This window comes from Actinomyces glycerinitolerans (assembly GCF_900098745.1).
Lineage (GTDB): Bacteria > Actinomycetota > Actinomycetes > Actinomycetales > Actinomycetaceae > Actinomyces > Actinomyces glycerinitolerans.
This window is the reverse complement of record NZ_FQTT01000011.1, coordinates 15,291-40,956: the sequence shown is the minus strand read 5'-3', so window position 1 is coordinate 40,956 and position 25,666 is coordinate 15,291. Positions and strand designations below refer to the sequence as shown.

Sequence of the window (25,666 nt, the reverse complement as noted above, 5' to 3'; positions counted from 1 at the left end):
CGGGCGTCCCGCCTCAGGAGCGCAGGCGGGCGACGGCGTCGACCAGGCGCTGGAGCGCCTGCCGCATGATTCCGCGCCCGGTGGCCAGGTTGAGCCGGCAGAACGACTCGTAGCCGGCCCCGAAGGCGGCCCCGTCGTTCATGACGACCCCCGGCTCGCGGCGGAAGTAGTCGGCCGGGGTCACGCCGTCGGGCAGCTCCAGGCCGGAGCAGTCCAGCCAGGCCAGGTAGGTGCCGGACGGGACCGTGAGCTCGAGGCCGTCAACCTCGGCGAGTGTCTCGGCCACCAGCCGCCCATTGTCGCGGATGTATCCGCGCGCGCAGGCGTTCCACTCCTGCCCGTCGCGCAGTGCGGCCACGGTCGCCTGCGCGCCGAGCAGCGACGCCTCATTGGCCAGGTGCTTGGACAGGGGGCTGTCATTCCAGGCCCGTCGGGCTCCGGCGGAGGCGATCAGCTGCGCGCACTTGAGGCCGGGCGTGTTCCAGCCCTTGGAGGCGGCGGTGGCGGTGAAGGTCAAGTCCGGGTCGGTGCCCGGGCGTGAGGCGTAGGGGACGTGCACGGCCTGCGGGTCCAGGATCAGCGAGTTGTGGATCTCATCGGCGAAGACCGGCACCCGGTAGCGGGCGGACAGCGCGGCGACGGCGTCCAGCTCGGCGGGCGACAGCACCCGCCCCACCGGGTTCCAGGGGTTGCACAGCACCAGCAGGCCGGCGCCGGCGGCCATCGCCGCCTCGATACCGTCCAGGTCCAGCGCCCAGGTCGTGCCCGCGGCGGCGTCGGCGGCCGCGGTGCGCAGGGACGGCACCTGCACGCATTCGCGTCCGTACAGGCCAGGGTAGGAAAGGAAGGGCATGTAGGCCGGGGTCGGCACGATCACGGCGCTGCCCGGTCGGGTGTGGTGGGCGATCACCGCGCCCAGGGCGGACAGCACGTCCGGCAGCAGGCTCACGTCCTGCGCATCCACCCGCCAGCCGAAGGCCTCACCCTGGATGCGGGCTGTTTCCTCACGGACGGACTCGGCAACCTGCGGGGGCAGGTAGCCGTAGGAGCCGTCCGTCACCGCGCGCTGGAGGACGGCGGTAACCGAGGGCGCCGTGCCCAGGTCCATCTCCGCCACCCAGGCGCCGATCACGTCACCGGGGTACATGGTCCACTTCAGTGAGCCGCGCCGCCGCATCACCTCGGGCGTCAGGGCATCGAAGGCGGCCGTGGTGGCGGCGGCATTGAATACGGGCGGGACGGCGTCGGGCGCAGGGCTGGCGGTACTCATGCGGGCAGTCTATGAAGACCGCCCGCTGCGGTGGTGTGACGGGCAGTGGCAGCAGCGGCGTCGGCGGGCGCGCGTGCGAGCCGGGCGTGGCGTGAACCATCGCCGGCAGCGCCGTAGGCGGCCGCGTGTGGGAGCCGGGCGCGCGGGCGGCTAGGGTTGGCCCATCATGAGTGACGACACCGCCAAGGCCCCCGCCTTCACCCCGCCCGCCCCCGGATCCTCACCGATCCGCGTCCGCTTCTGCCCCTCGCCCACGGGCACGCCCCACGTCGGGATGGTGCGCACCTGCCTGTTCAACTGGGCGTACGCGCGGCACACCGGCGGCACCTTCGTGCTGCGCATCGAGGACACCGACGCCGCCCGCGACTCCGAGGAGTCCTTCGAGGCGATCCTCGACTCGCTGCGCTGGCTCGGCCTGGACTGGGACGAGGGAGTGGCCAAGGGTGGCCCGCACGCCCCCTACCGCCAGTCTCAGCGCACCGAGCTGTACCGGCAGGTCGCCGACGAGCTCCTGCAGGCCGGCTACCTGTACGAGTCCTTCTCCACACCCGCCGAGATTGAGGCGCGCCACCGCGCCAACGGCGAGGACCCCAAGCTCGGCTACGACGGCTATGACCGCGACCTGACCGAGGCGCAGAAGGCGGCCTTCCGCGCCGAGGGGCGCCGGCCCGTGCTGCGCATGCGGATGCCGGACGAGGACATCACCTTCAACGACCTGGTGCGCGGCCCGGTCACCTTCAAGGCGGGCTCCGTGCCCGACTACGTGGTGGTGCGTGCCGGCGGCGACCCGCTGTACACGCTCGTCAACCCCGTTGATGACGCCGCCATGGGCATCACCCACGTGCTGCGCGGGGAGGACCTGCTGTCCTCCACGCCCCGCCAGGTGGTCCTGTATCGCGCCCTGATGGCGATCGGGCGCGCGCAGCGGGTACCCGAGTTCGCCCACCTGCCCTACGTGATGGGGGAGGGGAACAAGAAACTGTCCAAGCGCGACCCGGAGTCGAACCTGCTCATTCACCGCTTCCGCGGCATGGCACCGGAGGGGCTGCTCAACTACCTGGCCCTGCTGGGCTGGTCCCTGTCAAAGGACGAGGACGTGTTCACCCCCGACCAGTTGGTGGCGGCCTTCGACATCCGCGACGTCAACCCCAACCCGGCGCGCTTCGATCCGAAGAAGTGTGAGGCCATCAACGCCGAGCACCTGCGCCGTCTGGAGGGCGAGGACTTCCGCAACCGGCTGGTGCCCTACCTGGCGGATGTCTACCCCGACCCGGCCGATCCCGACTGGACGGCCCGTCCCCTGGTCAGCGCCACTTCCTTCGCCGAGTTGACGCAGCGCGAGCAGGAGATCCTCACCGCGGCGGCCCCACTGATCCAGACCCGTATCCAGCTGCTGCGCGAGTCCCGCGACATGCTCGGCTTCCTGCTGGTTGACGACGCCGACCTGGAGCTCGAGGAGCGGGCCGTGTCCCGGCTGAAGGACTCGGCCCCGCAGGTGCTGGACACCGCCATCGCCACGCTCGAGACGCTGCCCGGGCCGTGGCGCACCGAGGTGCTGGAGCAGGCCCTGCGTGCCGCCATCGTTGACGGCATGGGGATCAAGCCGCGTCTGGCCTTCGGGCCGCTGCGCGTGGCCGTCACCGGCCGGCAGGTCTCCCCGCCGCTGTTTGAGTCCATGGAGATCCTGGGGGCGGAGTCCTCCCTGGCGCGCCTGCGCGCCCTGCGTGCCCGCCTGGGCTGACTGGGCTGGAACCCGCGGAGCCCGCACGTACACGAGTTCTTGGCGTTGACACGAGTTTTAGAGGTTTGCACGTGCGCAGCGCCCGCAAACCTCTAAAACTCGTGTACGCGACGTGAACGCGTGTACTTGCAGGCTCTTCAGTCCCATAGTCCCCGGCGTCGTCGGGCATTGGCGGCGACGGCGGGCGGGAACATGCTCAGGACGTCCTGACAGAGTCGGGCCGCGTCGCGCAGGTGTTCGGCGGTGAACCGTTTGAAGGTCCAACCGGATGACTCCTGGATGAGATCCTGGCGGACCTTTTCATCCCAGGTCGTCCCCGTAACGGTGTATTTTTCGCGGCCGTCGTACTCCGCGGCGATCCGCAGCGCAGGCCAGGCGAGATCGAGGAAGAAGTGGCGCCCCTGGCTAGGAATGTCGACCCGCTGCTGTAGCGCCGCGGAGGGTAGCCCGAGGGCCTCGACCTGCCAGCGCACCACGCTCTCACCTGGGGACTCCGAGAAGGGGCTGGCGATTCGGGCGACCGCCCGCGCACGGACGGCGCCCTTCCGACCGGCCTGTTCCTCCACCGCCTGCAGAAACCTGTTGCGAACCTCCTGCCAGCGATGCTGCGATCCAGCAGGGTCGCGACGATCCGGACGGACCAGGGCGCGCATGGCCGAGTCCACGATGGTGATGGATTGGCACGCCGGCAGATCGAAAGCACAGTCGACCGCGGTGCGCATGAGGTCGGTCACCATGATGCCCTGGATCATGACCAATTGCTCGCTCGGGATCTGCAGTCTGCGTCTGCGCAGGTGCACCGCTCGCACAGCTGCACCCCTCGGCGCTAGGCGGGGAGTTCTTCCGCGGCGGAATTCCATCGCAGGCAGGACGATGGTAGGTGCCGAGGGACGTCTGGGAACGGCGGTCCAAACATCTGGTTCGGCATCGCGCACCCACAGACCGTGTACCAGCGCGGCGGACTCGTGAGTGAGGGCAGTGGCGGATCGGCGCGTCTCCCATGCGCCCCGACAACGCGCCAGGCTGACCTCGCGTTTTTGCCGCCACACCTCGGCCTGTTCGGAGGGGCTGAAGTACACGCCACGCATGAGGCGCATGAGGCCGGGGCGGCTCGGCAGATGTGGCAAGTTACTTACCGCCGACAGGATGACCGGTGGGAGAGACGGCGGCGTCGGATAAGCGTCCATGCGCCGATCCTGCGGTCGGGGTGTGCGCAGTGCCACCAGGGGCGGCGAGTTCTGTGGACAAGGGGTGCACGAACCGCACCTGTGGACGCCGGTGAAGAGACCGGCGACCGGCCGATGCTCCGGCCCGTAGTCGACATACACGAGTTCTCGGCATTGACACGAGTTTTAGAGGTTTGCACGTGTACAGCGCCTGCAAACCTCTAAAACTCGTGTTCATGAGCCAAACACGTGTGCGTGCGGGCGGGCGCCGGGGCGGTGTGGCGCCATGGACTACGTACCGGACGCTGTGACCCGGCGCGGTGTGGCGCCATGGACTACGCACCGGACGCTGTGACCCGGGGCGGGGCGCACGCGCTGGGCGTGGCTGCCCGCCGTGGTGGCGAACAGGTCCGGGCCGGGGCGGGGCGCACGCACAGGGTGTGGCTGCACTCACGGCGATCTGACTTGGCGTTGGCGGGGAGGCCGTGTAGATTACCGATCGCTGCCCGGGCGTAAGCCGCGCGGGTGCACCAATCTCTTGGGGTATGGTGTAATTGGCAACACAGGTGATTCTGGTTCATCCATTCTAGGTTCGAGTCCTGGTACCCCAGCCGAGTGCTGAAAGCCGCCAACCAGCCCATCGTATTGATGGGCAGAGTACGGCCTCAGTACCTCGAACAATTCAATACGCACGCCCCGTTCGTCTAGCGGCCCAGGACACCGCCCTCTCACGGCGGCAGCGCCGGTTCAAATCCGGCACGGGGTACGAGCCACGGCTCCTCGCGGAGTCAGTTGGCAGGCCCCGTTCGTCTAGCGGCCCAGGACACCGCCCTCTCACGGCGGCAGCGCCGGTTCAAATCCGGCACGGGGTACCACCGAGCGCCGAGGATCCCCTCCGGAAGTCAAGCTCCCGAGGTCGGTGCCGTTCCCGACCCGGCCCACGTGGCCGGTTTTTTGTTTATCCTCCACGCAATACCGGCGATAACCAAGCCCTGCGGCGCAGGGCCTTGGCGCGGCGGGCGCCCCCGCATCCGGCACCGACACCCCGACAACTCCGTGCGGGAGGCCCCCGATGGCTCACCCCGGCCGGGCGAGTGGCTACACTCGCCGCCGTGACCAACTTCCCCAAGCTCAGCGCCCCCGGCCCGCTCCAGGACGGAGCGATGCGCATCACCCCCCTGGGTGGCCTCGGCGAGGTCGGGCGCAACATGACCGTCTTCGAGGTCGACGGCAAGCTGCTCATCGTCGACTGCGGCGTGCTCTTCCCCGAGGAGGACCAGCCCGGCGTCGACCTGATCCTGCCCGACTTCACCTACATCGAGGACCGCCTCGACGACGTGGTCGCCATGGTGCTCACCCACGGCCACGAGGACCACATCGGCGGCGTGCCCTACCTGCTGCGTCTGCGCGAGGACATTCCCCTGATCGGTTCCGACCTCACCCTCGCCTTCGTGGCGGCCAAGCTCTCCGAGCACCGCATCCACCCGGTGCTGCGCGTGGTCTCCGAACACGAGGAGGTCTCCTACGGGCCCTTCGACCTGGAGTTCGTGGCCGTCAACCACTCCATTCCGGACGCCATGGCGGCGATGATCCGCACCGACGCCGGCTCGGTGCTGATTACCGGAGACTTCAAGATCGACTCCCTGCCCATCGACGGGCGCATCACCGACCTGCGCTCCTTCGCCCGCTTCGGCGACGAGGGCGTGGACCTGTTCTGCGTGGATTCCACCAACGCCGAGGTCCCCGGCATGATCGGCCATGAGAACCAGATCGGCCCGGTCCTGGACGGCGTCTTCGCCGACTCCGAGCAGCAGATCATCGTCGCCTCCTTCGCCAGCCACGTGCATCGCGTCCAGCAGGTGCTCGACGCCGCCGCCCTGCACGGCCGCCGCGTCGCCTTCATCGGCCGCTCCATGGTGCGCAACATGGGCATCGCCGCCGAGCGCGGCTACCTGAAGGTACCCGAGGGGGTGCTGGTCAACGCCCGCGACCTCAGCTCCCTGCCGCCCGAGGAACGCGTGCTGATGGTCACCGGTTCCCAGGGCGAGCCCATGGCCGCCCTGTCCCGCATGGCCCACGGCGAGCACCGCTCCGTCACCGTGGAGCCCGGAGACACGGTGATCTTCGCCTCCTCCCTGATTCCCGGCAACGAGAACTCCGTATATCGGGTCATCAATCAGCTCATGCGCCTGGGGGCCCGCGTGGTCCACCAGGGCAACGCCAAGGTGCACGTGTCCGGCCACGCCTCCTCCGAGGAACTGCTGCACGTGTACAACATCGTCGGCCCCCGCAATGTCATGCCGATTCACGGCGAGATCCGCCACCTGGTGGCCAACGGGGCCCTGGCGGTCAAGACCGGCGTCGACCCCAAGCGGGTGATGCTGTGCGAGGACGGCGTCGTGGTCGACCTGGTCGACGGCAAGGCCCGCATCGCCGGCTCCGTGCCCTGCGGCTACGTCTACGTGGACGGCTCCTCGGTCGGCGAGATCGACGAGACCGAGCTCAAGGACCGGCGCATCCTCGCCGAGGAGGGCTTCGTGTCCGTCTACGCCGTCGTCGAGACCTCCACCGGCACGATCCTGGCCGGCCCGGACATTCAGGCGCGGGGCGTGGCGGAGGACGACTCCGTGTTCGACGAGGTCCTGCCCGACGTCACCAACGCGCTCGCCGATGCCCTGGACAAGGGCAACGCCGACGCCCACTCCCTCCAACAGGCCATGCGCCGCACCCTGGGCCGGTGGATCGGCCGCCGGCTGCGGCGCCGGCCCATGATCGTCCCGGTGGTCATCGAAGCATGAGCGCGCTCCGCAGCACCCTGATCAACCAGGGCGACGGTCAGCGGGCCATGCGCCGCCCCGCCTGCTTCATCTCCACCGGCTCCGTGCTGATCGACCTGCCGCTGCACGTCGAGCGCGTCCCCGCGCCGGGCGGCGCCGTCACCGCCACCTCGTCCGGCCCCACGGTCGGCGGCGGCTACACGGTCGTCTCCGCCGTCGCGCGCCAGGGGCTGCCCGCCGCCCTGGCCGCCACCCTGGGCACCGGCCCCAACTCCGCCCAGGTGCGCGAGACGATGATGCACGACGGCGTGGAACTGCTGGTGGACGAGTTGGTGGGCGACATCGGCACCTGCACCACCCTGATCGAGCCCAGCGGGAGGCGCACCTTCATCACCACCGAGGGGGTGGAGGCCGAACCCCAGCTGGAGGACCTGCAACGCATCGAGCTGCGCGAGGGCGACTGGGTTTACGCCACCGGCTACGACCTGGTGCACCGCTCCAGCCGGGACGTGCTCACCTCCTGGCTGCTGAGTCTGCCCGAAGACGTCGGGCTGGTCGTCGACCTCGGCCCCGTGCAGCCGGAGATCCCCGACCACGTGCTGTTGCCCGTCCTGCGCCGCACCACCCTGCTGACCGGGAATCACTTCGAAACCACCCAGCTGACCGCCCGCCTGGGCAGCCCCGAGGCGCTGCGCCGTGCCTGCCCCGACGGCCTGCTGGTGCGTCGCACCGGCGTGCACGGCTGCGTCATGTGGCCCGTGGGCGGCGACCGCATCGAGGTGCCCGGGTTTGCCCGCGACGTGGTGGACACCACCGGCGCCGGCGACACCCACACGGGCGTGCTGGTGGTCGGCCTCATGGACGGGCTCGACGTCGTCGCCGCCGCCCGCCGGGCCAACGCCGCCGCCGCTGAGGCCGTCAGCCGGGTCGGGCCGGCCCGCGCCCCGCGGCGAGACGAGATAGACGCGTTCCTGCGCGCCTAGCCCGGCGTGGCAGGCCCGCCGCCCGCCGAGCGCACGGGTAGCGTTAACGACACCATGGCCAATTCTCGCACCAAGACTTCGCCGCCCCCCGCTCAGCCCGCCGGCGGACGCTACCGCCGTACCGGCTGGGCGTTCGTCGTGCTGGCGCTCGCCGTCGTGATCGGACTGCGCGAGTGGTTCGGCATCTCCGGCGCCGCCGGCGGCGTGCTGCACCACATCGCCGCCGGGCCGCTGGGCGTGCTCGGAATCGCCGTGCCCGTGCTGCTGGCGGTCCTGGGCGTGGCCATGCTGCGTGCCCGCAGCTTCGCCGGCACGCCCGTGCGCGTGGCGGTCGGCTGCCTGGGGGTGCTCACCGGTGTGGCCGGCATCATCCACGTGACCTCCGGCAACCCCGCCCTCGACCACGGGATCGCCCCCCTGGAGCAGGCCGGCGGCCTGCTCGGCTGGGTGGTCGGCTACCCGCTGGCCACCCTGTTCAGTGCGGTCGGCGCGGTGATCCTGTTCGTCCTGCTGATCGTCTTCTCCGCCCTGGTCATTTCCGGCAAGACGGTCGCGGAGATCCGTGAGCGCCTGAACGAACGCCGCGCCGGCGTCGACGACGCCGGCCAGACCGCCCCCAACCTCGCCACTCGCACCCTGGGGCGGGTGCGCCGCGCCGTCGCCGGTGCGGACGAGGAGGCCCCCACCACCCGCTTGGACGCATACGACGGCGACGAGGCCTTCCGCAGCGCCATCGAGACCGACAAGCGCCCGCGTGGCAGCGGGCGGCGCAAGCGCACCAGCGCCCCCGCCGAGCTGCCCGCCGCGCCGACGCTGGCCGGCGACGACTCCGCCACCAGCGTGCTGCCCGATCCGCCCGTCGACGTGCCCCTGGACGACGACGTCCCCGCCGCCCCCGCACGCCGGCCCAAGGCGGTCAAGGCCGCCAAGGGCAACAGCAAGTCCGGCAAGTCCGCGAAGTCCGCCGGCTCCAAGCCGAATGCCGTCCCCGCGCCCCGGAGTGAGCCCGACGCCGTCACCCAGGAGACCCCCGCCGTCGCCGAACAGGACGAACAGGACTTCGCCGACGCCATCGCCCTGGGGCAGATGCAGCTGCCCGACGGCTCCACCTACCGCCTGCCCGACGAGTCCCTGCTCGAGCCCGGCCACGGACACGCCACCCGCACCGACGCCAACGACGCCATCGTCAACAAGCTGCAGGACGTGTTCACCGAGTTCGGCGTGGACGCCACCGTCACCGGCTACACGCGCGGCCCACAGGTGACCCGCTACGAGGTCCACCTGGGGCGCGGCGTGAACGTCTCCCGGGTCACCAGCCAGGAGAAGAACATCGCCTACGCGGTCGGCTCCGACGAGATCCGCCTGCTCACGCCCATCCCCGGCAAGAGCGCCATCGGCGTGGAGATCCCCAACTCCGACCGCGAGATGGTCAAGCTCGGCGACGTGCTGCGCTCCCAGGCCGCCAAGAAGCAGACCCACCCGCTGGTGGTGGGCCTGGGCAAGGACGTCGAGGGCGACTACGTGGTCACCAACCTGGCCAAGACCCCGCACCTGCTGGTCGCAGGGCAGACCGGCTCCGGTAAGTCCTCCTTCGTCAACTCCATGATCACCTCCATCATGATGCGGGCCACACCGGAGGAGGTCCGCATGGTGCTGGTGGACCCCAAGCGCGTGGAACTGACCATCTACGAGGGCATCCCGCACCTGATCACCCCGATCATCACCTCCCCGAAGAAGGCCGCCGAGGCCCTGGAGTGGGTGGTGCGGGAGATGGACGCCCGCTACGACGACCTGGCCTCCTTCGGCTTCAAGCACATCGACGACTTCAACAAGGCGGTGCGCGCCGGCGAGGTGCAGCCCCTGCCCGGATCCCAACGGGTGATCGCCCCCTACCCCTACCTGCTGGTGGTGGTCGACGAGTTGGCGGACCTGATGATGACCGCGCCCAAGGACGTCGAGGCCTCCATCCAGCGCATCACCCAGCTGGCCCGCGCCGCCGGTATCCACCTGGTGCTGGCCACGCAGCGGCCCGTCGCCCAGGTGGTCACCGGACTGATCAAGTCCAACGTGCCCTCCCGCCTGGCCTTCGCCACCGCCTCCCACCTCGACTCGCGCGTCATCCTGGACCAGAACGGCGCCGAGACCCTCACCGGCCAGGGTGACGCCCTCTACCTCGGTCCGGGTGCCTCCACCCCGGTGCGCGTGCAGGGCTCCTGGGTGACCGAGTCGGAGATCCGCGCGGTCGTCGAGCACGTCAAGGGGCAGTTGCAGCCCGACTACCGCGAGGACGTGATCGTCCCGGAGGTCAAGAAGCAGATCGACGAGGAGATCGGCGACGACATGGACCTGCTGCTGCAGGCCGCCGAGCTGATCATCACCAGCCAGTTCGGCTCCACCTCCATGCTTCAGCGCAAGCTGCGAGTCGGCTTCGCCAAGGCCGGCCGACTCATGGACCTGCTCGAGACCCGCGAGGTGGTGGGGCCCTCGGAGGGCTCCAAGGCCCGCGAGGTGCTGGTCCAGCCCGAGCAGCTGGAGGAGACCCTCGCCTGGATCAAGGGCGAGGGCGCCGCCCCCGGCGGCGAGGCGGATGCGGAGGCGGCCGCGCCCGCCGCGGACGCTGACGGCAGCGCCGACGCCACGACGACGACGCTGCCCACCGACCGCTACGGCTCCGACCCCCTGGAGGCCGACCGGGGCCTGAGCGAGTCGGAGTCCTGGGACGACCTGGCCGCCGAGGAGGACTCCGAGGACGCCTGGAGCCTGACCGGCCGCGGCGCCTCCTGGTGAGGTGTGCGGCGGGGATCATCTAGGCTGGAGGGCGATGAACACCACACCCGGCGAACCGGCCACCGCCCCGCAGGCGAGCGCGCCCCCATTGTTGAACATCGCCAACGTCTTGACGGTGCTGCGGCTGATCCTGGTCCCCGTCTTCATCTGGCTGATGCTCCAGCCGGGTGACGGCATGCGGCTGGCGGCCACGATCGTGTTCGTCGTGGCGGCGATAACGGACAAGCTGGACGGTCAGCTGGCCCGCTCCCGGGGCCTGATCACCAGCTTCGGGAAGATCGCCGACCCCATCGCCGACAAGGCGCTGACCCTGTCCGCATTCATCCTGCTGTCCGTGGCCGGGCACCTGTGGTGGTGGGTGACGATCATCATCGTGGTGCGCGAGTTGGGCATCACCGTCATGCGATTCGTGATGCTGCGCCGCGCCGTCATGGCCGCCTCCCGCGGCGGCAAACTCAAGACCACGCTGCAGATGACCGGCATCATCGGGCTGCTCCTGCCCTGGACGATGTTCCTGCCGGATGGGTTCGCCAATGTGCTGGTGGCCCTCGCCTACGCCGCCATCGGTGCCGCCCTGGTGGTCACCGTGGTCACTGGCGTGGATTACGTGCTGCAGGCCCGCCGCATCGCACGTGGGGAGGAGCCCGCATGAGCGCCACCCCCGCCGACCAGAACACCACCGCGGCCTCCGCTCCCGACGGCGATCACAGCACCCTGGTGGAGGCGGCGCGCTTCCTGCTGGCCAAGGCGGAGGAACGCGGTCTGACACTGTCGGTCGCCGAGTCGCTCACCGGCGGCCAGGTCGCCTCCACGCTGGTGAGCGTGCCCGGGGCCTCGGCCGTCGTCGTCGGCGCCGTCGTCGCCTACGCCACCCGCATCAAGGAGCAGGTCCTGGGGGTGGATGCCGCCCGCCTGGCCGCAACCGGGCCGGTCGACGGCGAGGTGGCCAAGCAGATGGCCGCGGGCGTGGCCCGGCTCATGGGCACCGACCTGGGCCTGGCCACCACCGGGGTGGCCGGGCCGGGCGCGGCCGACGGACACCCGGCCGGCACCGTGCATGTGGCCGTCGCCTCACCCTGGGGGACGCTGGCGCGCGAGCTGCACCTGTCCGGTGACCGGGATGCGGTGCGTGACGGCGCCACCACCGCGGTGCTGGCCCTGGCGGGCGCGCTGCTCGAGGCCGCCCCGCCGCCCGGCGCGGACGCCGTCGAGTAGCGCGGGCGAACCGACGGCCGGATAACCTGGGTCTTACCGACGGAACCCCCAGGCTTCTTCCAGATTTGTCGGGAAGGATCGTCTCAACGCCGCCGGGGGAGGACCCGCCGGAGGCGGGAATGAAACCGCCACACGAATGGTTGTGCCACACGATGAACAACGTGACTCACCCCCGCACCACCCGTCCCGCACGCCCGGCGGGCCGCGCACCGATGCGGCAAGCACCCGCGGCGGGGCATGGCACCGCCGTGGACAACGCGACGAACAAGCACGAGAACATCCTTCTGCGCCGCGAGATCGGCGAGGTACTGCGCTCGGTGCGTCAGCACCAGGGACGTACCCTGCGTGAGGTCTCGAGCCAGGCCCGTGTCTCGCTCGGCTACCTCTCCGAGGTCGAACGCGGTCAGAAGGAAGCCTCCTCCGAACTGCTGGCCTCGATCTGCCAGGCCCTCGACGCCCCGCTGTCCGCGGTGCTGCGTGAGGTCTCCGACCGTATCGCCATCGCCGAGGGCGTGGTCGTACCCGACACCGTCCCCGACGAGCTGGTCCGCCAACAGGGTCTGACGCTGCGCTGAACCCGTTCCGGCGGAACGCCTACGTCTTCACATCGTGCCCGGTTGTGGGCCGCTGCGGCGGCCCCTCCCGGGCACGATTGCGTCCCGGAGCCGGCCCTGCGCCATACTGCCCACGGCACTGTCCACGCCGCGATCCGCCCGCAGGGGCGTTGTCGGTGCCGCGCCGACGGCGCCCGCCCATGTCCATCCCGGCGGTGCGAAGCCGCCCACTCGACCTCTAGGAGCCGCATGAAACATTCAGAGTTCTGGCGCGCCGTCGACACCGTGTTCGGCTCCGCCTACGGGCGCTCGCTGGCGCAGGACCTGGTGCTCTCCGGTATCGGCCGCACCAGCGTGGAGGCCCTTGAGGCCGGCGTGCCGCCGCGCGATGTCTGGCACGCCCTGTGCGATGACACCGACCGCAGTGAGGCGGACCGCTGGGTATTCCGCGACGACCCGCGTCGGCGCCGCCGCGACACGCGGTGAGCACCGCTCGCATTCGAACAACTGTTCGCCTACTGTGGTCCACAGGCGACGTTCGTGCACCCCGCGGCCACAGCGGTCGCGGAGGGGTGCTGATTCATGTCAGTGGTCCGGCATAACGTCGTTCGCGAGCCCCGGCGAGGGGCTTCCGCAACCAGGACCAGCCGTATCCGCCGCGGCGGCGAGCCGCATTAGAACAGAGGAATACCAATGCCCACCGCAACTCAGACACAGGACCGCTCCAAGGCTCTGGCCACAGCCCTGGCCCAGATCGACAAGTCCTTCGGCAAGGGCTCGGTCATGCGGCTCGGCGACGACGTCCGCCCGCCCGTCTCCGTGATCCCCACCGGCTCCGTCGCCCTCGACGTCGCCCTGGGCATCGGCGGGCTGCCCCGCGGCCGCATCGTGGAGATCTATGGTCCCGAATCCTCCGGTAAGACCACCGTGGCGCTGCACGCCGTCGCCAGCGCCCAGAAGGCCGGCGGCAACGCCGCCTTCATCGACGCCGAGCACGCCCTGGACCCGGTGTACGCCAAGGCCCTGGGCGTGGACACCGACAACCTGCTGGTCTCCCAGCCGGATACCGGCGAGCAGGCCCTGGAGATCGCGGACATGCTGATCCGCTCCGGCGGGCTGGACATCATCGTCATCGACTCCGTCGCCGCCCTCGTGCCCAAGGCGGAGATCGAAGGGGAGATGGGTGACTCCCATGTCGGTCTGCAGGCGCGGCTGATGAGTCAGGCGCTGCGCAAGATCACCGGCGCCCTGTCCTCCACCGGCACCACCGCCATCTTCATCAACCAGCTGCGCGAGAAGATCGGCGTCTTCTTCGGTAACCCCGAGACCACCACCGGCGGCAAGGCCCTGAAGTTCTACGCCTCCGTGCGCATCGACGTACGCCGCATCCAGACCCTCAAGGACGGCGACCAGCCGGTCGGCAACCGCACCCGCGCCAAGGTCGTCAAGAACAAGATGGCCCCGCCCTTCAAGCAGGCCGAGTTCGACATCCTCTACGGCCAGGGCATCTCCCGCGAGGGCGGCATCATCGACCTGGGCGTGGAGAACGGCATTGTGCGCAAGTCCGGCGCCTGGTTCACCTACGGCACCGACCAGCTGGGGCAGGGCAAGGAGAACGCCCGTGCCTTCCTGAAGGACAACCCCGAGTTGGCCGATGAGATCGAGCACAAGATCCTGGCCACCCTCGGCATCGGGGAGCCCGGCCGTGAGGCCCGCGAGGCCGCCGCGCAGGAGGAGGCGGAGAAGGCCGCCGCCACCGCCCCGGCGGGCGCGAAGACCGCCGCGAAGGGCGCCGGTGCGAAGTCCGGCGGGCGCAAGTCGAAGGCGGCCGCGGCGGAAGAGGCCGACGCCATGTTCGGTGAGGACGCCGGCGGCTTCTGATGCCCTGGCTCACCCCGGACGCCCACACCGAGCAGGTCGAGGCGGCCAGGGACATCGTCCTGCGCCGCCTCGACCGCTCCGCCGCCCCACGCGCCGCCCTGGCCCAGCTGCTGGAGCGCAAGGAGGTTGATCCCGTCGTTGCCCAGGAGGTGCTGGATCGCCTGGAGGCCGCCGGCGTGATCGACGACGCCGCCTATGCCGCCCGCCTGGCACGCACCCGCTTTGCGGAGAAGGGCGCGGCCCGCCGCGCCATCGCGGAGGAGCTGCGTCGCAAGGGGCTGGGGGAGGGGCACATCCGTGCCGCCCTGGAGCAGATCGACGGCGAGGACGAGGCCGCTGCCGCCCTGGCGCTGGCGCGCAAACGGCTGGCGGTCAGCCGGGGCCTGGAGCCGACCGTGCGCCGTCGGCGGGCCCTGGCCGCGCTGGGACGCAAGGGCTACTCCGCCTCCGTGGCCGCGGGCGCGGTCGAGCGGGCCCTGGCGGAGGAGTAACTCCGGCGTCGCCCCGCCGAGCACCGAAGCGGAGGCCCTGCCCGGGACCGACTGGGGCGGTCTAGGTCCTGTTGTGTAAGTGCTTGGGTGGCGGTGTGCGTGGCTGTTGAGCCGGTCAGTTGGACCCCTGTTCCCCCGTTGGACCCCTGTTCCCCGGTTGGACCGCCGTAGCCGCCGGTTACAGCGGTCCAACGGGGCGTGGGCGGTCCAACGGGGCGTGGGCGGTCCAACCGGGGCGGTGCAAGACCCACTCGCCCCCTTCGACGGGCGCACACAGCCCACTCAAACTGGGGCCCCGTAGCCACCAGATACGACGAACTCGCCATCCGCTACCAGACCACCACCCACATCGCCAGCACCGCCCCACCAGCACAAACGACTCACACAACACGACCTAGCCCTGGTGCCTAGTCCTGCCCGGCCGTGCTCTGCGGTCGACGTCACTGCTGCGCCGGCAGCAGATCGCGGTAGTCGTAGACGTCCACGAACGTGCTCTCGGAGCCGTCCACGATGTTGACGACGTGGTCCGAGTGCACCTCAACCGGGCCGAGGCTGTCCAGTTCCACGGCCTCGGAACGGTCGGCCGGAACCAGCCAGGTGCCGCGCACCTGCGCGTTGGACAGGGCTGATGCGAGCAGCAGGTTGCCGTCGGAGAACTCCCCGACGATCTCGGCGTCCGGGGTGGGGGCGATGTCTGCCAGGCACTCCACGGACATGTCGCCGAGGGTGACGCGAGCGAGGCCGGCATACAGTGCCGTGTCGGAGATTGTCGGGTACTGGTGGTTGTTGCCCAGCTCGCAGGCGCTGGTGTCGACCTCGACGACGGCGCCCGTCTCATCCACCAGCCACAGGTCCTCATCGTGCTTCAGACCCAGGTGCGTGGGGCCGGGGATGAACCGGATGGCGTCACTGTCGGCGGTCAGCAGCTCGGTGGAGCCGAGCTGCACGATGTTGTTGCTGCCGTCATTCTTGTCGACGAGTGTGAACAAAGGCACGCTGTTCCACTGGGATACGCCGCTCAATTGGAAGTCGCCCTCAGCCGAGATCAGGTCGCCCCAGGCTAAGCCCGCCAAGGTGAGGTCGGCGTCGACATGCAGCACGCCGGAGGTCGTCGAGTCGTCCTCCATGACGATAGCGCCCACGAAGTCCTCATTCGTGCGCACGGACACGCCCGCAAGATCGGAGGCGGTGACCATCAGATCCTCGGAGACGGCCCTACCGGTCTCCACGTCCAGCCAGGTGACCTGACCGGACATGGCGTCGGTGTTCCTAAGGATGATGGCGCCGTCCTCGCTCGGCGCGTCCGGGCCGGAGAACCAGACCGAGACGACCCCGATTGCCGGGTCCAGGCTCAACCGCGCCTGCATGTCGGCGGCGCCGTCGGGCACCGCCACGGCTGCGGACCAGGCCTCGGTGCCGTCCCACAGGGTGCGACGTACCGTCAGGTCCGCGGAATCGTCTGTGCGAGGGTCGATGTAGGTGATTCCGAGCTCGTCCGCGCGGACCGTGCCCGATTCGGCCTTGAAACTGAACGTGGTCGCGGTCAGGCCTACCGCCTCGAAATTCGCGTTACCCACCAAAGGGGCCTGCGTGCCGTAGGTGGCGCGGCTCGGCGAGGCGGCAGCGGAGGAGTCGGCCTCCGTCGCTGTGGGGGAGGAGCATGCCGCCGCGGCGGTCAGGGCGGAGACGGCGACCAGTGCGGTCGTACGGCGGGAGAGACTACGAAGTCGCATCACTCAAGTTCCTGGGTCAATGGCTGAGACAATGGGCAGTAAAACAGCCACGTCACGGTTTCGCAAGCGTTATTTGCTCGGACATTGGCGGAGGTGCGGGAGGCATTGCGGCACGTGACTAGTGCTGGTATCGGCGCGTTTGGGCGCGGGTGTGAGGCGAATCATGGGTAGCGGCGCCGAGGCCGCTTTCTCCTTACGTAAGGCAACCCTTACATTTTCCCTATGAGACGTCCCGTCGCCATCACCCTCGGCGCCGCCGGCCTGGCGGCCGCAGGCGCCGCCCTCGCCGTCACCATCCGCTCGCCGCGTCCGCACGTGCCCGCCGTCGCCGTCGACCAGGGCCGCCACCGCCCGCCCCGCGTGGTCATCGCGGGCGGCGGATACGTCGGCTTCACCACCGCCCGGGCGCTGCGCCGGCGGCTGAACACCGACGAGGTCGAGATCGCCGTCGTCGACCCGCGCCCATACATGACCTACCAGCCCTTCCTGCCGGAGGTCGCGGCCGGCTCCATCCAGCCGCGCCACGTCGTCGCCTCCCACCGCCGCGGCCTGGACGGCATCACGATCCTGACCGGCTCCGTCACCGGCATCGACCACGCCCACCGCAACATCACCATCACGCCCCCGACCCCCGAATCCACGCGCGTGGTCCCCGAGCCCTACCAGCTCGCCTACGACCACCTGGTGCTGGCCCTGGGCGCCGAGGCCCGCACCCTGCCGATTCCCGGCCTGGCCGAGCAGGCCCTCGGCTTCAAGCAGGTGGAGGAGGCCCTGGCCCTGCGCAATCGCGTCCTGTCCAATATCGAGGAGGCCGCCTCCACGTGGGACCACGACCGCCGCCGGCGGTTACTGACCTTCGTGTTCGTGGGCGGCGGCTTCGCCGGCGTGGAGGCGATCGCCGAACTCGAGGACATGGCCCGGGCCGCCGTCGCCAAGATCCCCAGCGTCGAGCAGAGCGATGTGCACTTCGTGCTGGTGGAGGGCACTCGCCGCATCCTGCCGGAACTGACCGAGGAGCTGTCCGGCTACGGCCTGCAGCAGCTGCGCGAGCGCGACATCGACGTGCGCCTGTCCACCTTCCTCAACTCCTGCGTGGACGGGCACGTGGTCCTGTCCGACGGCACCGAGTTCGACGCCGACACCATCGTATGGACCGCCGGCGTCAAGGCCGCCCCGGTGCTGGCCGACTCCGACCTGCCCATCGAGGGGCGCGGGCGCGTCACCACCCTGCCCACCCTGCAGGTGGCCCGCGACGGCGTCGTCGTAGACGGCGCCTGGGCCGCCGGGGACTGCGCGGCCGTGCCCGACCTGACCAGCCAGGACCCGGCCGCCACCTGTGCCCCCACCGCCCAGCACGCCGTCCGCCAGGCGAAGGTACTGGCCGACAATCTGGCCGCCACGCTCGCGGCCGACCCCGATGCGTCGGTGGAGCTGGCCGGTTACCGCCACGAGAACCTCGGCACCGTCGCCTCCCTCGGCATCGGCAAGGGGGTGGCTCGCATCCTGGGCCATAACCTGCGCGGTCTGCCGGCCTGGACCGCGCACCGCGGCTACCACGTGTACGCCATGCCCACCCTGAACCGGAAGGTGCGCATCATGATGGACTGGTTCGCCGCCGCCGTATTTCGCCGCGACCTGGCCAGCTTCGGTTCGGTGGCCGCACCGGGCGCCGCCTTCGCCGCCGCCGCGGAGCACGACGCCCGGCTGGCCCAGCAGCGTGCGCGGGCCCAGACGGACGCGACCAAGGAAACAGCGGAGTAGGCAGGCCTTACCGGGGCCGTCGTCCCGAGCGTTCCGGACGCGGCGGGACCGGCAGCGCTGGGGTCGGGACGTCGGCCACGTCCGCGGCGGTGGCAATACCGGTGACCGTGCTCATCTGCTCGCTGGTGCGGCGGGAGAGCCGGTCGGCCAGGCGTTGCGCCGCCCAGGACATGCCGAAGTTGAGCGCCACGAAGATGACGGCCGTGACGATCAGCGACGGGATCAGGTTCGCCTTGGCGCTGCCCAACAGGCTGCCTGCGGCCAGCAGCTCGGAGTAGGTGATGATGTATCCCAGGGCCGTGTCCTTCAGGGCCACGATCAGCTGACTGATCATGGCCGGCATCATCGCCACCAGTGCCTGCGGCAGCTCGATGAGCCGGCGCGAGCGGGCCGGCGTGAGCCCAATCGCCAGGGCCGCCTCACGTTGCCCGGAGGGCAGGGAGTGAATGCCGGAGCGAACCAGCTCGGCCACCACCGACCCGTTGTACAGGGTCAGGGCCGTGACCACGCCCCAGAACGCGGCCGAGGTGGCCGGCACGAAGGACGCCTGGGAGAACATGAAGTAGAAGAACAGCATGAGCACCAGGACGGGAACCGCCCGGAAGAACTCCACCACCACGGTGCTGATCCAGCGCACCGGGCGGGCGTCGGCCAGCCGACCCAGCCCGAAGACCACCCCGAAGACGAAGGCGGCCACCAGCGCCACGGCGGCGGCCCGCAGCGTCGCCCACAGGCCCGGCAGCAGGTAGTCGGTCCAGGCGGAGACGGTCAGGAAGGGCGCCCAGCGGGCGGCGGTGAACTGGTCCTTGGCGGCCAGGGCGACGATCACCCACGCCCCAAGCGCCACCAGCACCACGATGCCGATCGCGTTGCCGATGCGCTCGCGGCGCCGGGCCCGGGGGCCGGGCAGGTCGAACAGGAGGGACTGGTCGTTCATCGGGCCACCGCCAGCTTCCGGGACAGAGAGGTTGTGAGCAGTCCGATCGGCAGGACGATGATGGTCCAGCCGATCGCGAAGACGGCGAAGATCGCGAGCAGGTGCTGCGGGGAGAACTCGAACATGTCCGACATCACCGAGGCCGCCTGGGACACGCCCGCGGCCGAGGCGACCGTGGTGTTCTTGGCCAACGCGATCAGGGTGTTGCCCAGCGGGGCCACCGCCCCGCGCAGGGTCTGCGGCAGGATGATCGACCCCATGGTCTGCCCGAAGCCCAGACCGATCGCACGGGCGGCCTCCGCCTGCCCGGGCGGAACGGTGTTCAGCCCCGAGCGCAGCGCCTCGCACACGAAGGTGGCGGTGTACACGCTCAGGCCGATGACCGTCAGCCAGAAGGAGTTGCGTGCCAGCCACTGGTCGCCCCAACGGCCCGAGACGACGATGCCGAGCTGTCCGTACACCCCCAGCGAGCAGGCCAGGATGATCAGGGTCAGCGGGATGTTCATGACGATGTTGGTGAAGGCCGCGGCGAAGCCACGCAGCGAGCCCATCGGACAAACCCGCATGATCATCAGGATGGTGCCGAGCAGGGCGGCGCCGATCGCGGAGAAGAGTGTCAGTTCAATGTTGACGAGGAACGCGCCGAGGACGTCGTACTGGGATAGCAGCTCACCCAATGGCTCTTCCTTTCCTTCCTGCCGATTCCGGGCCGCCTACTCGCACAGCGAGTCGTCGACCGTCGGCGGGTTGAGGGTCGCATCGGGGTCGAAGGCGGTGCCGACGTTGTCCTGAAGCAGCCGGCTCCAGGTGCCCTCGGCGATGATGTCGGTGATCGCCTGGTTGACGGCCAGGCAGCGGTCGGGGTTCCCCTGGGGCAGACCGACGCCGTAGTGCTCCTCGGAGAAGGCGTTGCCGACCACCTGCACCTTGCCCGTGTAATTGTCTTGGGCGGCGAATCCGGCCAGGATGATGTTGTCGGTGGTCACGGCGTCGACGGTGCCGGCGGCCAGGAACTCCACGCACTGGGAGTAGGAGCGTACGGGGAACAGCTGGAGGGTGCCCGTGGAGTAGTTGTCGCGGATCGTCTGGGCGGAGGTGGAGCCCTCCACCGAGCACAGGATGTGGCCATCCATGTCATCGGGACCGGAGATGTCCGAGTCGGAGCGCACCAGCAGGTCCTGCCCGGCGATGAAGTAGGGGCCGGCGAAGGTGATCTTCTCCCGGCGCGCGTCCGTGATCGAGTAGGTGCCGATGACCATGTCCACCTGCCCGTTGCGCAGCATGGTCTCTCGCTGGGCGGAGACGGCCTCCACCCACACGATCTCGTCCTCCTGATAGCCCAGTTTGGCGGCGATGGCACGGCCCATGTCGACGTCGAAGCCGGTGTACTCCGAGCCGTCCTTGAGGCCCATGCCGGGCTGGTCGAACTTGATGCCGATGCGGATGGAGTGCGCGGAGGTGTCGCCGCCGGAGCAGGCGGCCAGTCCCGTGACGCCCAGGGTCAGTCCCAGGAGGACGGCGAGCACGGCCCGGGCGCGGCGCGCCGGCCGGGAGCGGGGGCGCCGCCGTGCGGGCACATCGCGCGGGCTGCGGCGGCGTGAGTGGTTGAGGGGATGCATGCCGACCTCCTATCGGTGGGCGGTGCTAGTGGTGAGCGGATGCGGGACTTCAGTGGGTGATCAGTTTGGACAGGAAGTCCTGGGCGCGCTCGGTGCGCGGGCTGGTGAAGAACTCGTCGGGGGCGGCCTCCTCAACGATGGCGCCGTCGGCCATGAAGACCACTCGGTCGGCGGCCTGGCGGGCGAAACCCATCTCGTGGGTGACGATGATCATGGTCATGCCCTCCGCGGCCAGCTCCGCCATGACGTCGAGGACCTCCTTGACCATCTCCGGGTCCAGGGCGGAGGTGGGCTCATCGAAGAGCATCACCTTGGGACGCATCGCCAGGGCGCGCGCGATGGCGACGCGCTGCTGCTGCCCGCCGGAGAGCTGCGCCGGGAACTTGTTCGCCTGGGAGTCCACCCCCACGCGCTGCAGCAGTCGGTGTGCCTCCGCCTCGGCCTCCGGCTTGGAGACGCCCCGCACCTTGATGGGGCCCAGCGTGACGTTGTCCAGGATCGTCTTGTTGGCGAACAGGTTGAAGGACTGGAACACCATGCCGACCTCGGCGCGCAGCCGGGCGAGCTCCCTGCCCTCCTGCGGCAGTTCCTGGCCGTCGATGCGGATGGTGCCGGAGTCGATCGACTCCAGCCGGTTGATGGTGCGGCACAGGGTCGACTTGCCGGAGCCGGAGGGGCCGAGCACCACCACGACCTCCTGCCGGGTGACCGACAGGTTGATGTCCTTGAGCACGTGCAGGTCGCCGAAGTGCTTGTTGACGCCGACGAGTTCCACGAGCACGTCGTTCCCGCCCGCGGCGGCCGGCGCGGCATCCGTGATGAGTGCGTCGGCGGGGCCGGCGTCGGCGGGGCGGTTGGGCGCGGGCGACGGGGAGGTGCTCATGCGGCTCATGACATACCGCGACCGTGTCGGGAATAGTCCGACCATGTTTCCAACCTGTAACAGGCGCTGTGCGCTGGTGTTACAAATCTCACGGCTGGGGCCCGAGGCGCAGGCCCGGGGCGGCCTGGTTCTGCGGTGGGCGCCGCGGCTTCTAGACTGCACACGATGACCATGCTTGATGTTCCCGCCACCGCCGCCCGCGCCGGCGACGACCTGCGCACTTACCACGTGCGCACGCTCGGCTGCCAGATGAACGTCCACGACTCCGAGCACATGGCCGGCCTGCTGGAACAGGCCGGATATCGCCGTGCCGAGGACGTGCCCGAGGCGGCCGCTCGCGCCACCGCCGCCGGCGACGGCGGCGCCGACGTGGTGATCATCAACACCTGCTCGGTGCGGGAGAACGCCGCCACCCGCCTGTTCGGCAACCTCGGGCAGCTCGCCGCCGTCAAGCGGGAGCGCCCCGGTATGCAGATCGCCGTCGCCGGCTGCCTGGCCCAGCAAATGGGGGAGGGGATCGTGGAGCGGGCGCCGTGGGTCGACGTCGTCTTCGGCACCCACAACATCGATGTACTGCCCGCCCTGCTGGAGCGCGCCCGCCACAACCGCGAGGCGGCCGTGGAGATCGAGGAGTCCCTGAAGGTCTTCCCGTCCACCCTGCCCACCCGGCGCGAGTCCGCCTACGCCGCCTGGGTGTCCATCGCGGTGGGCTGCAACAACACCTGCACCTTCTGCATCGTGCCCTCCCTGCGCGGCAAGCAGCGCGACCGGCGCCCCGGGGACGTGCTGGCGGAGGTGGAGGCCGTGGCCGCCCAGGGGGCCATCGAGGTCACCCTGCTGGGGCAGAACGTCAACTCCTACGGTGTCGGCTTCGGTGAACGCGGCGCCTTCGCCGGCCTGTTGCGCGCTGCCGGCGCCGTGGAGGGCATTGAGCGGGTGCGTTTCACCAGTCCCCACCCCGCCGCCTTCACCGATGACGTCATCGACGCCATGGCCGACACGCCGACGGTCATGCCCAGCCTGCACATGCCGTTGCAGTCCGGGTCGGACCGGATCCTGCGGGCCATGCGCCGCTCCTACCGCACCAAGCGGTTCTTGAACATTCTCGAGCGCGTGCGCGAGCGGATGCCCGAGGCGGCCATCACCACCGACCTGATCGTCGGCTTCCCCGGCGAGACCGAGGCGGATTTTCAGGCCACCCTCGACGTCGTCGAACAGGCCCGCTTCGCCTCCGCCTTCACCTTCGAGTTCTCTCCGCGCCCGGGCACCCCGGCCGCAGGCATGCCCGACCAGGTGCCGATCGAGGTGGTCAAGGAGCGCTACGCCCGACTGGACGAACTGGTGCGCCGCATCACCCAGGAGGAGAACGAGCGTCAGGAGGGCCGCGTCGTCGAGATCCTCGTGGCCGAGGGGGAGGGGCGCCGCGACCAGGCCACGGCGCGCGTCTCCGGACGCGCCGACGACAACCGCCTGGTGCACGCCGCCCTGCCGGCCGGACTGGCTGCGGACGACTACGCCGGCGGCGCCCCGCGGCCCGGCGACATGCTCACCGTCCGCGTCACCCACGGCGCCCCCCACAACCTGATTGCCGACTCCGCCCGCTGCGGCACCGTGCCCGACGGGGCGGCCGTGGATGGTGCGGGCCGAGGCGCCGGGGACCGCATCTGGCTGGACGGCGGCCCCGCCCTGTTCGAGGTGCGGCGTACCCGCGCAGGGGACGCCTGGGAGCGGCGCCGCCGCGAGGCGCACACTGCGCCCGATCCGGATGCTGCGCCCGTGGCCATCGGCATGCCCACCATCCGCGTCGGCGCCTGACTGCCGGCTGGGCCGTAGAAGGACCTCGGCACGAAGTGGCCCTTCGTGTTTGGGGGTGTGGTGGGCTGGCGGGTGGCGGCTGGTGTGCTCGGGTCAGCGGTTGGCGCGTTGGACCGCGAAGCTCTACTTGGACCGCCCTAGACGGGTGAGTCCAGGGGATGTGGTCGGCCACGCCGTAGGGGGTTGGGCTGCGTGGTGCGGGAGCGTCCGTGGGTGGCCCGGCCAGGTCGGTAGTAGTTGCGTGCTGAGGTGGGTAGCACTCCATGTGGTTGGGCGCGGCACGTCGGCGGCGAGGTTGGTGGCGGTGCGTGTCTGCGCACTAGCGCCGGTCTGCACGCAAGGGTGATCCGAGCAGACTCGGCTGACCGCCGTTTTCCCCTGGAAATACGCGGAAGTGGTTTCGCGGCCCGAATCCGGTGACATCGCTCCAGTGTGCAACGAGGCCCTCGTTGCACACTGGAGCACTGTCATGACACCCGGGCCGCAGGTCAAATCCGCACAATTCCGCGGATTCTGTCGCGGCGCTCACTTCTGGAGTGTGCAGACTCACCACAGGGACTCGAACAACACCACTGGGCCAGCCGCCGCCCCGGCCGCCGAGTGGGCGCACTATCATTCTTCCGGCCGTGGCGAGGATTCCTGGTGCCGCTGATCTCGTTCGCCAGGACTGTCCCGCCTCTGACGTACGCGTGTCCGTCTCGCGTACGCGTTTTGGAGGTTTCCTCGCGCCTGGGAGTCGGGGTACTCCAAAACGCGTGCGTGAGAGCAGGAATCGTACGCGAGACGGCAGATCGTACGTCGGCCATGCCGACGACCGACTCCGACACCGGCACGCTAGTCGCCCCGCGCCACGTTTCCGCGCCGGAAGAAGTGGTTCGAGTTCAAGGTGTGAGTGGGCAGCTGCCCCGATGGCGGCGTGGACGTGATGGGTCAGGGTGTCTTGTATGGACAGACGCCAGACGTCGGCGGGTCCGGCTCCGCCATATCGACCGACCTCGGCACGTAAGATCTACCGACCTCGGCGAGGGGCGGTGAAGAGTTCGGCGGGCAGGTCGCGCCAGGTGCGTGAGGTGGCTGCCGAGCCGTCCGCACGCAGCAGGGCGAAGTCGTAGTCGAACCCCGCGGCGGCCAGCCGGGCCGGGTCGGCCACGAACAGCGCCGTGGCCAGCCCGTCGGCGACGGCACAGTGGTCCGCCACCGCCCAGGCGGCGACGACGGCGCTCGCCCCCGTCACGGGCAGGCCCGTGCGCGCATCCAGGATGTGGTGCAGTCCCGGCCCCCAGGTGCGGCGGGATACGCCCGAGGCGCATACCGCCCCGGCGGTCAACTCCACGACGCCGACCACCGTGCCGTCCGGGTCGTCGCCCGCGCTTGCGGGCCGCTCCAGGCCGACGCGCACCGGCTGCTGGCAGCGCACCAACAGGTCGCCGCTGGCGTCGATCACATACTCCTCATGGTCGGCCGCGCGCAGCCAGGCGGCCAGAAGGTCGGCCAGGAAACCCTTGCCGGCGGCACCGACGTCGACCAGGGTCGGCCGGCGCAGCAGCAGTCGATCGCCGTCGTGGCGAGCCCAGGCCGCCCAGGTCGGACGCCCATGGATGGCACCGAGTCGGTGGGCGGCGCCGTCGCGCACCACGAAGCTGTAGTCGGCGTCGTAACCGAGCTCCACCAGGTCCGCGCCGGCCAACGGGTCGATGCGCCCGCCGGTGGCCGCATGCAGCCGGTCGTACAGGTCCAGCAGGGGAGTCGAGCCGGTCGGCAGTGCGAGCGCGACCGTGCCGTCGGGCTCTGGCGCGAGCCGCCCGGCGGCGGCCCGACGCACCAGCGACCCTGGGCGAAAGCGGGACCAGATGTTCTCGAAGGCGTCGATGCGTGCCGTGATCTGTCGACGCAGCGCGGCGGGCAGGGGGGAACGGGTGTGGACGGTCCACCGGCAGCCGGTGGCCTCGAACCGCCAGGCGTGTGCGAGCCCGCCCGGAGCGTACAAAGCACTCATTGCGTCTCCCCGGATCGATGCGACTGGTGGATCATGACGGCCTGCCAGGTCTTAATA

General features: G+C 70.2%; 20 protein-coding genes and 3 tRNA genes. 15 read left to right on the top strand and 8 right to left on the bottom strand.

The genetic code is table 11. From position 1 onward, the window contains the following. Nucleotides 1-13 precede the first annotated feature (13 nt). Nucleotides 14-1,270 (bottom strand): MalY/PatB family protein, encoded by a 1,257-nt coding sequence (locus ACGLYG10_RS08700; RefSeq protein ID WP_073330651.1) that lies wholly within the window; start codon nt 1,268-1,270, stop codon nt 14-16. Between the two features lie 166 nt (nt 1,271-1,436). On the opposite strand from ACGLYG10_RS08700, the gene gltX reads away from it, so the two are divergent. Beyond that, a complete protein-coding gene (gene gltX / locus ACGLYG10_RS08695) occupies nt 1,437-3,011 on the top strand; it encodes a glutamate--tRNA ligase (protein ID WP_073330649.1) in 1,575 nt (524 codons plus the stop codon). A gap of 137 nt (nt 3,012-3,148) precedes the next feature. On the opposite strand, the gene ACGLYG10_RS08690 is transcribed toward gltX, so the two are convergent. Next, nucleotides 3,149-3,763, bottom strand: coding sequence for a hypothetical protein (locus ACGLYG10_RS08690; protein ID WP_139240925.1), 615 nt, complete (start codon nt 3,761-3,763; stop codon nt 3,149-3,151). A 953-nt stretch (nt 3,764-4,716) separates the two neighbouring features. On the opposite strand from ACGLYG10_RS08690, the gene ACGLYG10_RS08685 reads away from it, so the two are divergent. The 12 genes from ACGLYG10_RS08685 (at nt 4,717) to ACGLYG10_RS08630 (ending at nt 14,865) form a co-directional block, all read left to right on the top strand. Continuing rightward, nucleotides 4,717-4,788, top strand: a tRNA-Gln gene (locus ACGLYG10_RS08685). Between the two features lie 82 nt (nt 4,789-4,870). Then, a tRNA-Glu gene (locus ACGLYG10_RS08680) sits at nt 4,871-4,943 on the top strand. Nucleotides 4,944-4,976: 33 nt separating this feature from the next. Beyond that, nucleotides 4,977-5,052: transfer RNA gene (locus ACGLYG10_RS08675), tRNA-Glu, on the top strand. Nucleotides 5,053-5,340: 288 nt separating this feature from the next. Further along, entirely contained in the window at nt 5,341-6,975 is a 1,635-nt protein-coding gene (locus ACGLYG10_RS08670; protein WP_073331347.1) for a ribonuclease J, read from the top strand. A gap of 47 nt (nt 6,976-7,022) precedes the next feature. Beyond that, nucleotides 7,023-7,937, top strand: a complete 915-nt coding sequence (locus ACGLYG10_RS08665) for a PfkB family carbohydrate kinase (RefSeq protein ID WP_073331344.1) — start codon at nt 7,023-7,025, stop codon at nt 7,935-7,937. A 54-nt stretch (nt 7,938-7,991) separates the two neighbouring features. Continuing rightward, nucleotides 7,992-10,724, top strand: coding sequence for a DNA translocase FtsK (locus ACGLYG10_RS08660; RefSeq protein WP_073330646.1), 2,733 nt, complete (start codon nt 7,992-7,994; stop codon nt 10,722-10,724). A 34-nt stretch (nt 10,725-10,758) separates the two neighbouring features. Beyond that, nucleotides 10,759-11,376, top strand: coding sequence for a CDP-diacylglycerol--glycerol-3-phosphate 3-phosphatidyltransferase (gene pgsA / locus ACGLYG10_RS08655; RefSeq protein WP_073330643.1), 618 nt, complete (start codon nt 10,759-10,761; stop codon nt 11,374-11,376). Then, the gene (locus ACGLYG10_RS08650) at nt 11,373-11,939 is read left to right on the top strand and encodes a CinA family protein (protein WP_073330640.1); all 567 of its coding nucleotides are present in this window, start codon (nt 11,373-11,375) and stop codon (nt 11,937-11,939) included. Before pgsA ends, ACGLYG10_RS08650 begins: the two co-directional genes overlap by 4 nt. A 152-nt stretch (nt 11,940-12,091) precedes the next feature. Next, nucleotides 12,092-12,514: a helix-turn-helix domain-containing protein gene (locus ACGLYG10_RS08645; RefSeq protein ID WP_170866493.1), complete on the top strand. Its 423-nt coding sequence runs from the start codon at nt 12,092-12,094 to the stop codon at nt 12,512-12,514. A 228-nt stretch (nt 12,515-12,742) separates the two neighbouring features. Continuing rightward, the gene (locus ACGLYG10_RS08640) at nt 12,743-12,979 is read left to right on the top strand and encodes a DUF3046 domain-containing protein (RefSeq protein WP_073330637.1); all 237 of its coding nucleotides are present in this window, start codon (nt 12,743-12,745) and stop codon (nt 12,977-12,979) included. Nucleotides 12,980-13,186: 207 nt separating this feature from the next. Beyond that, nucleotides 13,187-14,374: a recombinase RecA gene (recA, locus tag ACGLYG10_RS08635; RefSeq protein ID WP_073330634.1), complete on the top strand. Its 1,188-nt coding sequence runs from the start codon at nt 13,187-13,189 to the stop codon at nt 14,372-14,374. Continuing rightward, nucleotides 14,374-14,865: a regulatory protein RecX gene (locus tag ACGLYG10_RS08630; protein WP_073330631.1), complete on the top strand. Its 492-nt coding sequence runs from the start codon at nt 14,374-14,376 to the stop codon at nt 14,863-14,865. Before recA ends, ACGLYG10_RS08630 begins: the two co-directional genes overlap by 1 nt. 440 nt (nt 14,866-15,305) lie before the next feature. Here ACGLYG10_RS08630 and ACGLYG10_RS08625 read toward each other — a convergent pair whose 3' ends face one another. Continuing rightward, complete coding sequence (locus tag ACGLYG10_RS08625) at nt 15,306-16,598, bottom strand: hypothetical protein (protein ID WP_073330628.1); 1,293 nt, start codon at nt 16,596-16,598, stop codon at nt 15,306-15,308. A 222-nt stretch (nt 16,599-16,820) separates the two neighbouring features. Between ACGLYG10_RS08625 and ACGLYG10_RS08620 the strand changes: the two genes are divergently transcribed. Continuing rightward, the gene (locus ACGLYG10_RS08620) at nt 16,821-18,359 is read left to right on the top strand and encodes an NAD(P)/FAD-dependent oxidoreductase (RefSeq protein ID WP_073330625.1); all 1,539 of its coding nucleotides are present in this window, start codon (nt 16,821-16,823) and stop codon (nt 18,357-18,359) included. Nucleotides 18,360-18,366: 7 nt separating this feature from the next. Here ACGLYG10_RS08620 and ACGLYG10_RS08615 read toward each other — a convergent pair whose 3' ends face one another. Genes ACGLYG10_RS08615 through ACGLYG10_RS08600 form a run of 4 tightly spaced genes read right to left on the bottom strand, consistent with a single transcriptional unit; the run spans nt 18,367 to nt 21,798 of the window. Continuing rightward, entirely contained in the window at nt 18,367-19,296 is a 930-nt protein-coding gene (locus ACGLYG10_RS08615; RefSeq protein ID WP_073330622.1) for an amino acid ABC transporter permease, read from the bottom strand. Further along, a complete protein-coding gene (locus ACGLYG10_RS08610) occupies nt 19,293-19,973 on the bottom strand; it encodes an amino acid ABC transporter permease (RefSeq protein ID WP_073330619.1) in 681 nt (226 codons plus the stop codon). Before ACGLYG10_RS08610 ends, ACGLYG10_RS08615 begins: the two co-directional genes overlap by 4 nt. Before the next feature lie 36 nt (nt 19,974-20,009). Next, nucleotides 20,010-20,915, bottom strand: a complete 906-nt coding sequence (locus ACGLYG10_RS08605; RefSeq protein WP_083565803.1) for a glutamate ABC transporter substrate-binding protein — start codon at nt 20,913-20,915, stop codon at nt 20,010-20,012. Nucleotides 20,916-20,964: 49 nt separating this feature from the next. After that, nucleotides 20,965-21,798: an amino acid ABC transporter ATP-binding protein gene (locus tag ACGLYG10_RS08600; RefSeq protein WP_083565802.1), complete on the bottom strand. Its 834-nt coding sequence runs from the start codon at nt 21,796-21,798 to the stop codon at nt 20,965-20,967. Between the two features lie 165 nt (nt 21,799-21,963). On the opposite strand from ACGLYG10_RS08600, the gene miaB reads away from it, so the two are divergent. After that, nucleotides 21,964-23,613 (top strand): tRNA (N6-isopentenyl adenosine(37)-C2)-methylthiotransferase MiaB, encoded by a 1,650-nt coding sequence (miaB, locus tag ACGLYG10_RS08595; protein WP_073330616.1) that lies wholly within the window; start codon nt 21,964-21,966, stop codon nt 23,611-23,613. A 1,009-nt stretch (nt 23,614-24,622) separates the two neighbouring features. Here miaB and ACGLYG10_RS08590 read toward each other — a convergent pair. Continuing rightward, nucleotides 24,623-25,609, bottom strand: a complete 987-nt coding sequence (locus ACGLYG10_RS08590; RefSeq protein ID WP_073330613.1) for an FAD:protein FMN transferase — start codon at nt 25,607-25,609, stop codon at nt 24,623-24,625. Between the last annotated feature and the right edge of the window lie 57 nt (nt 25,610-25,666).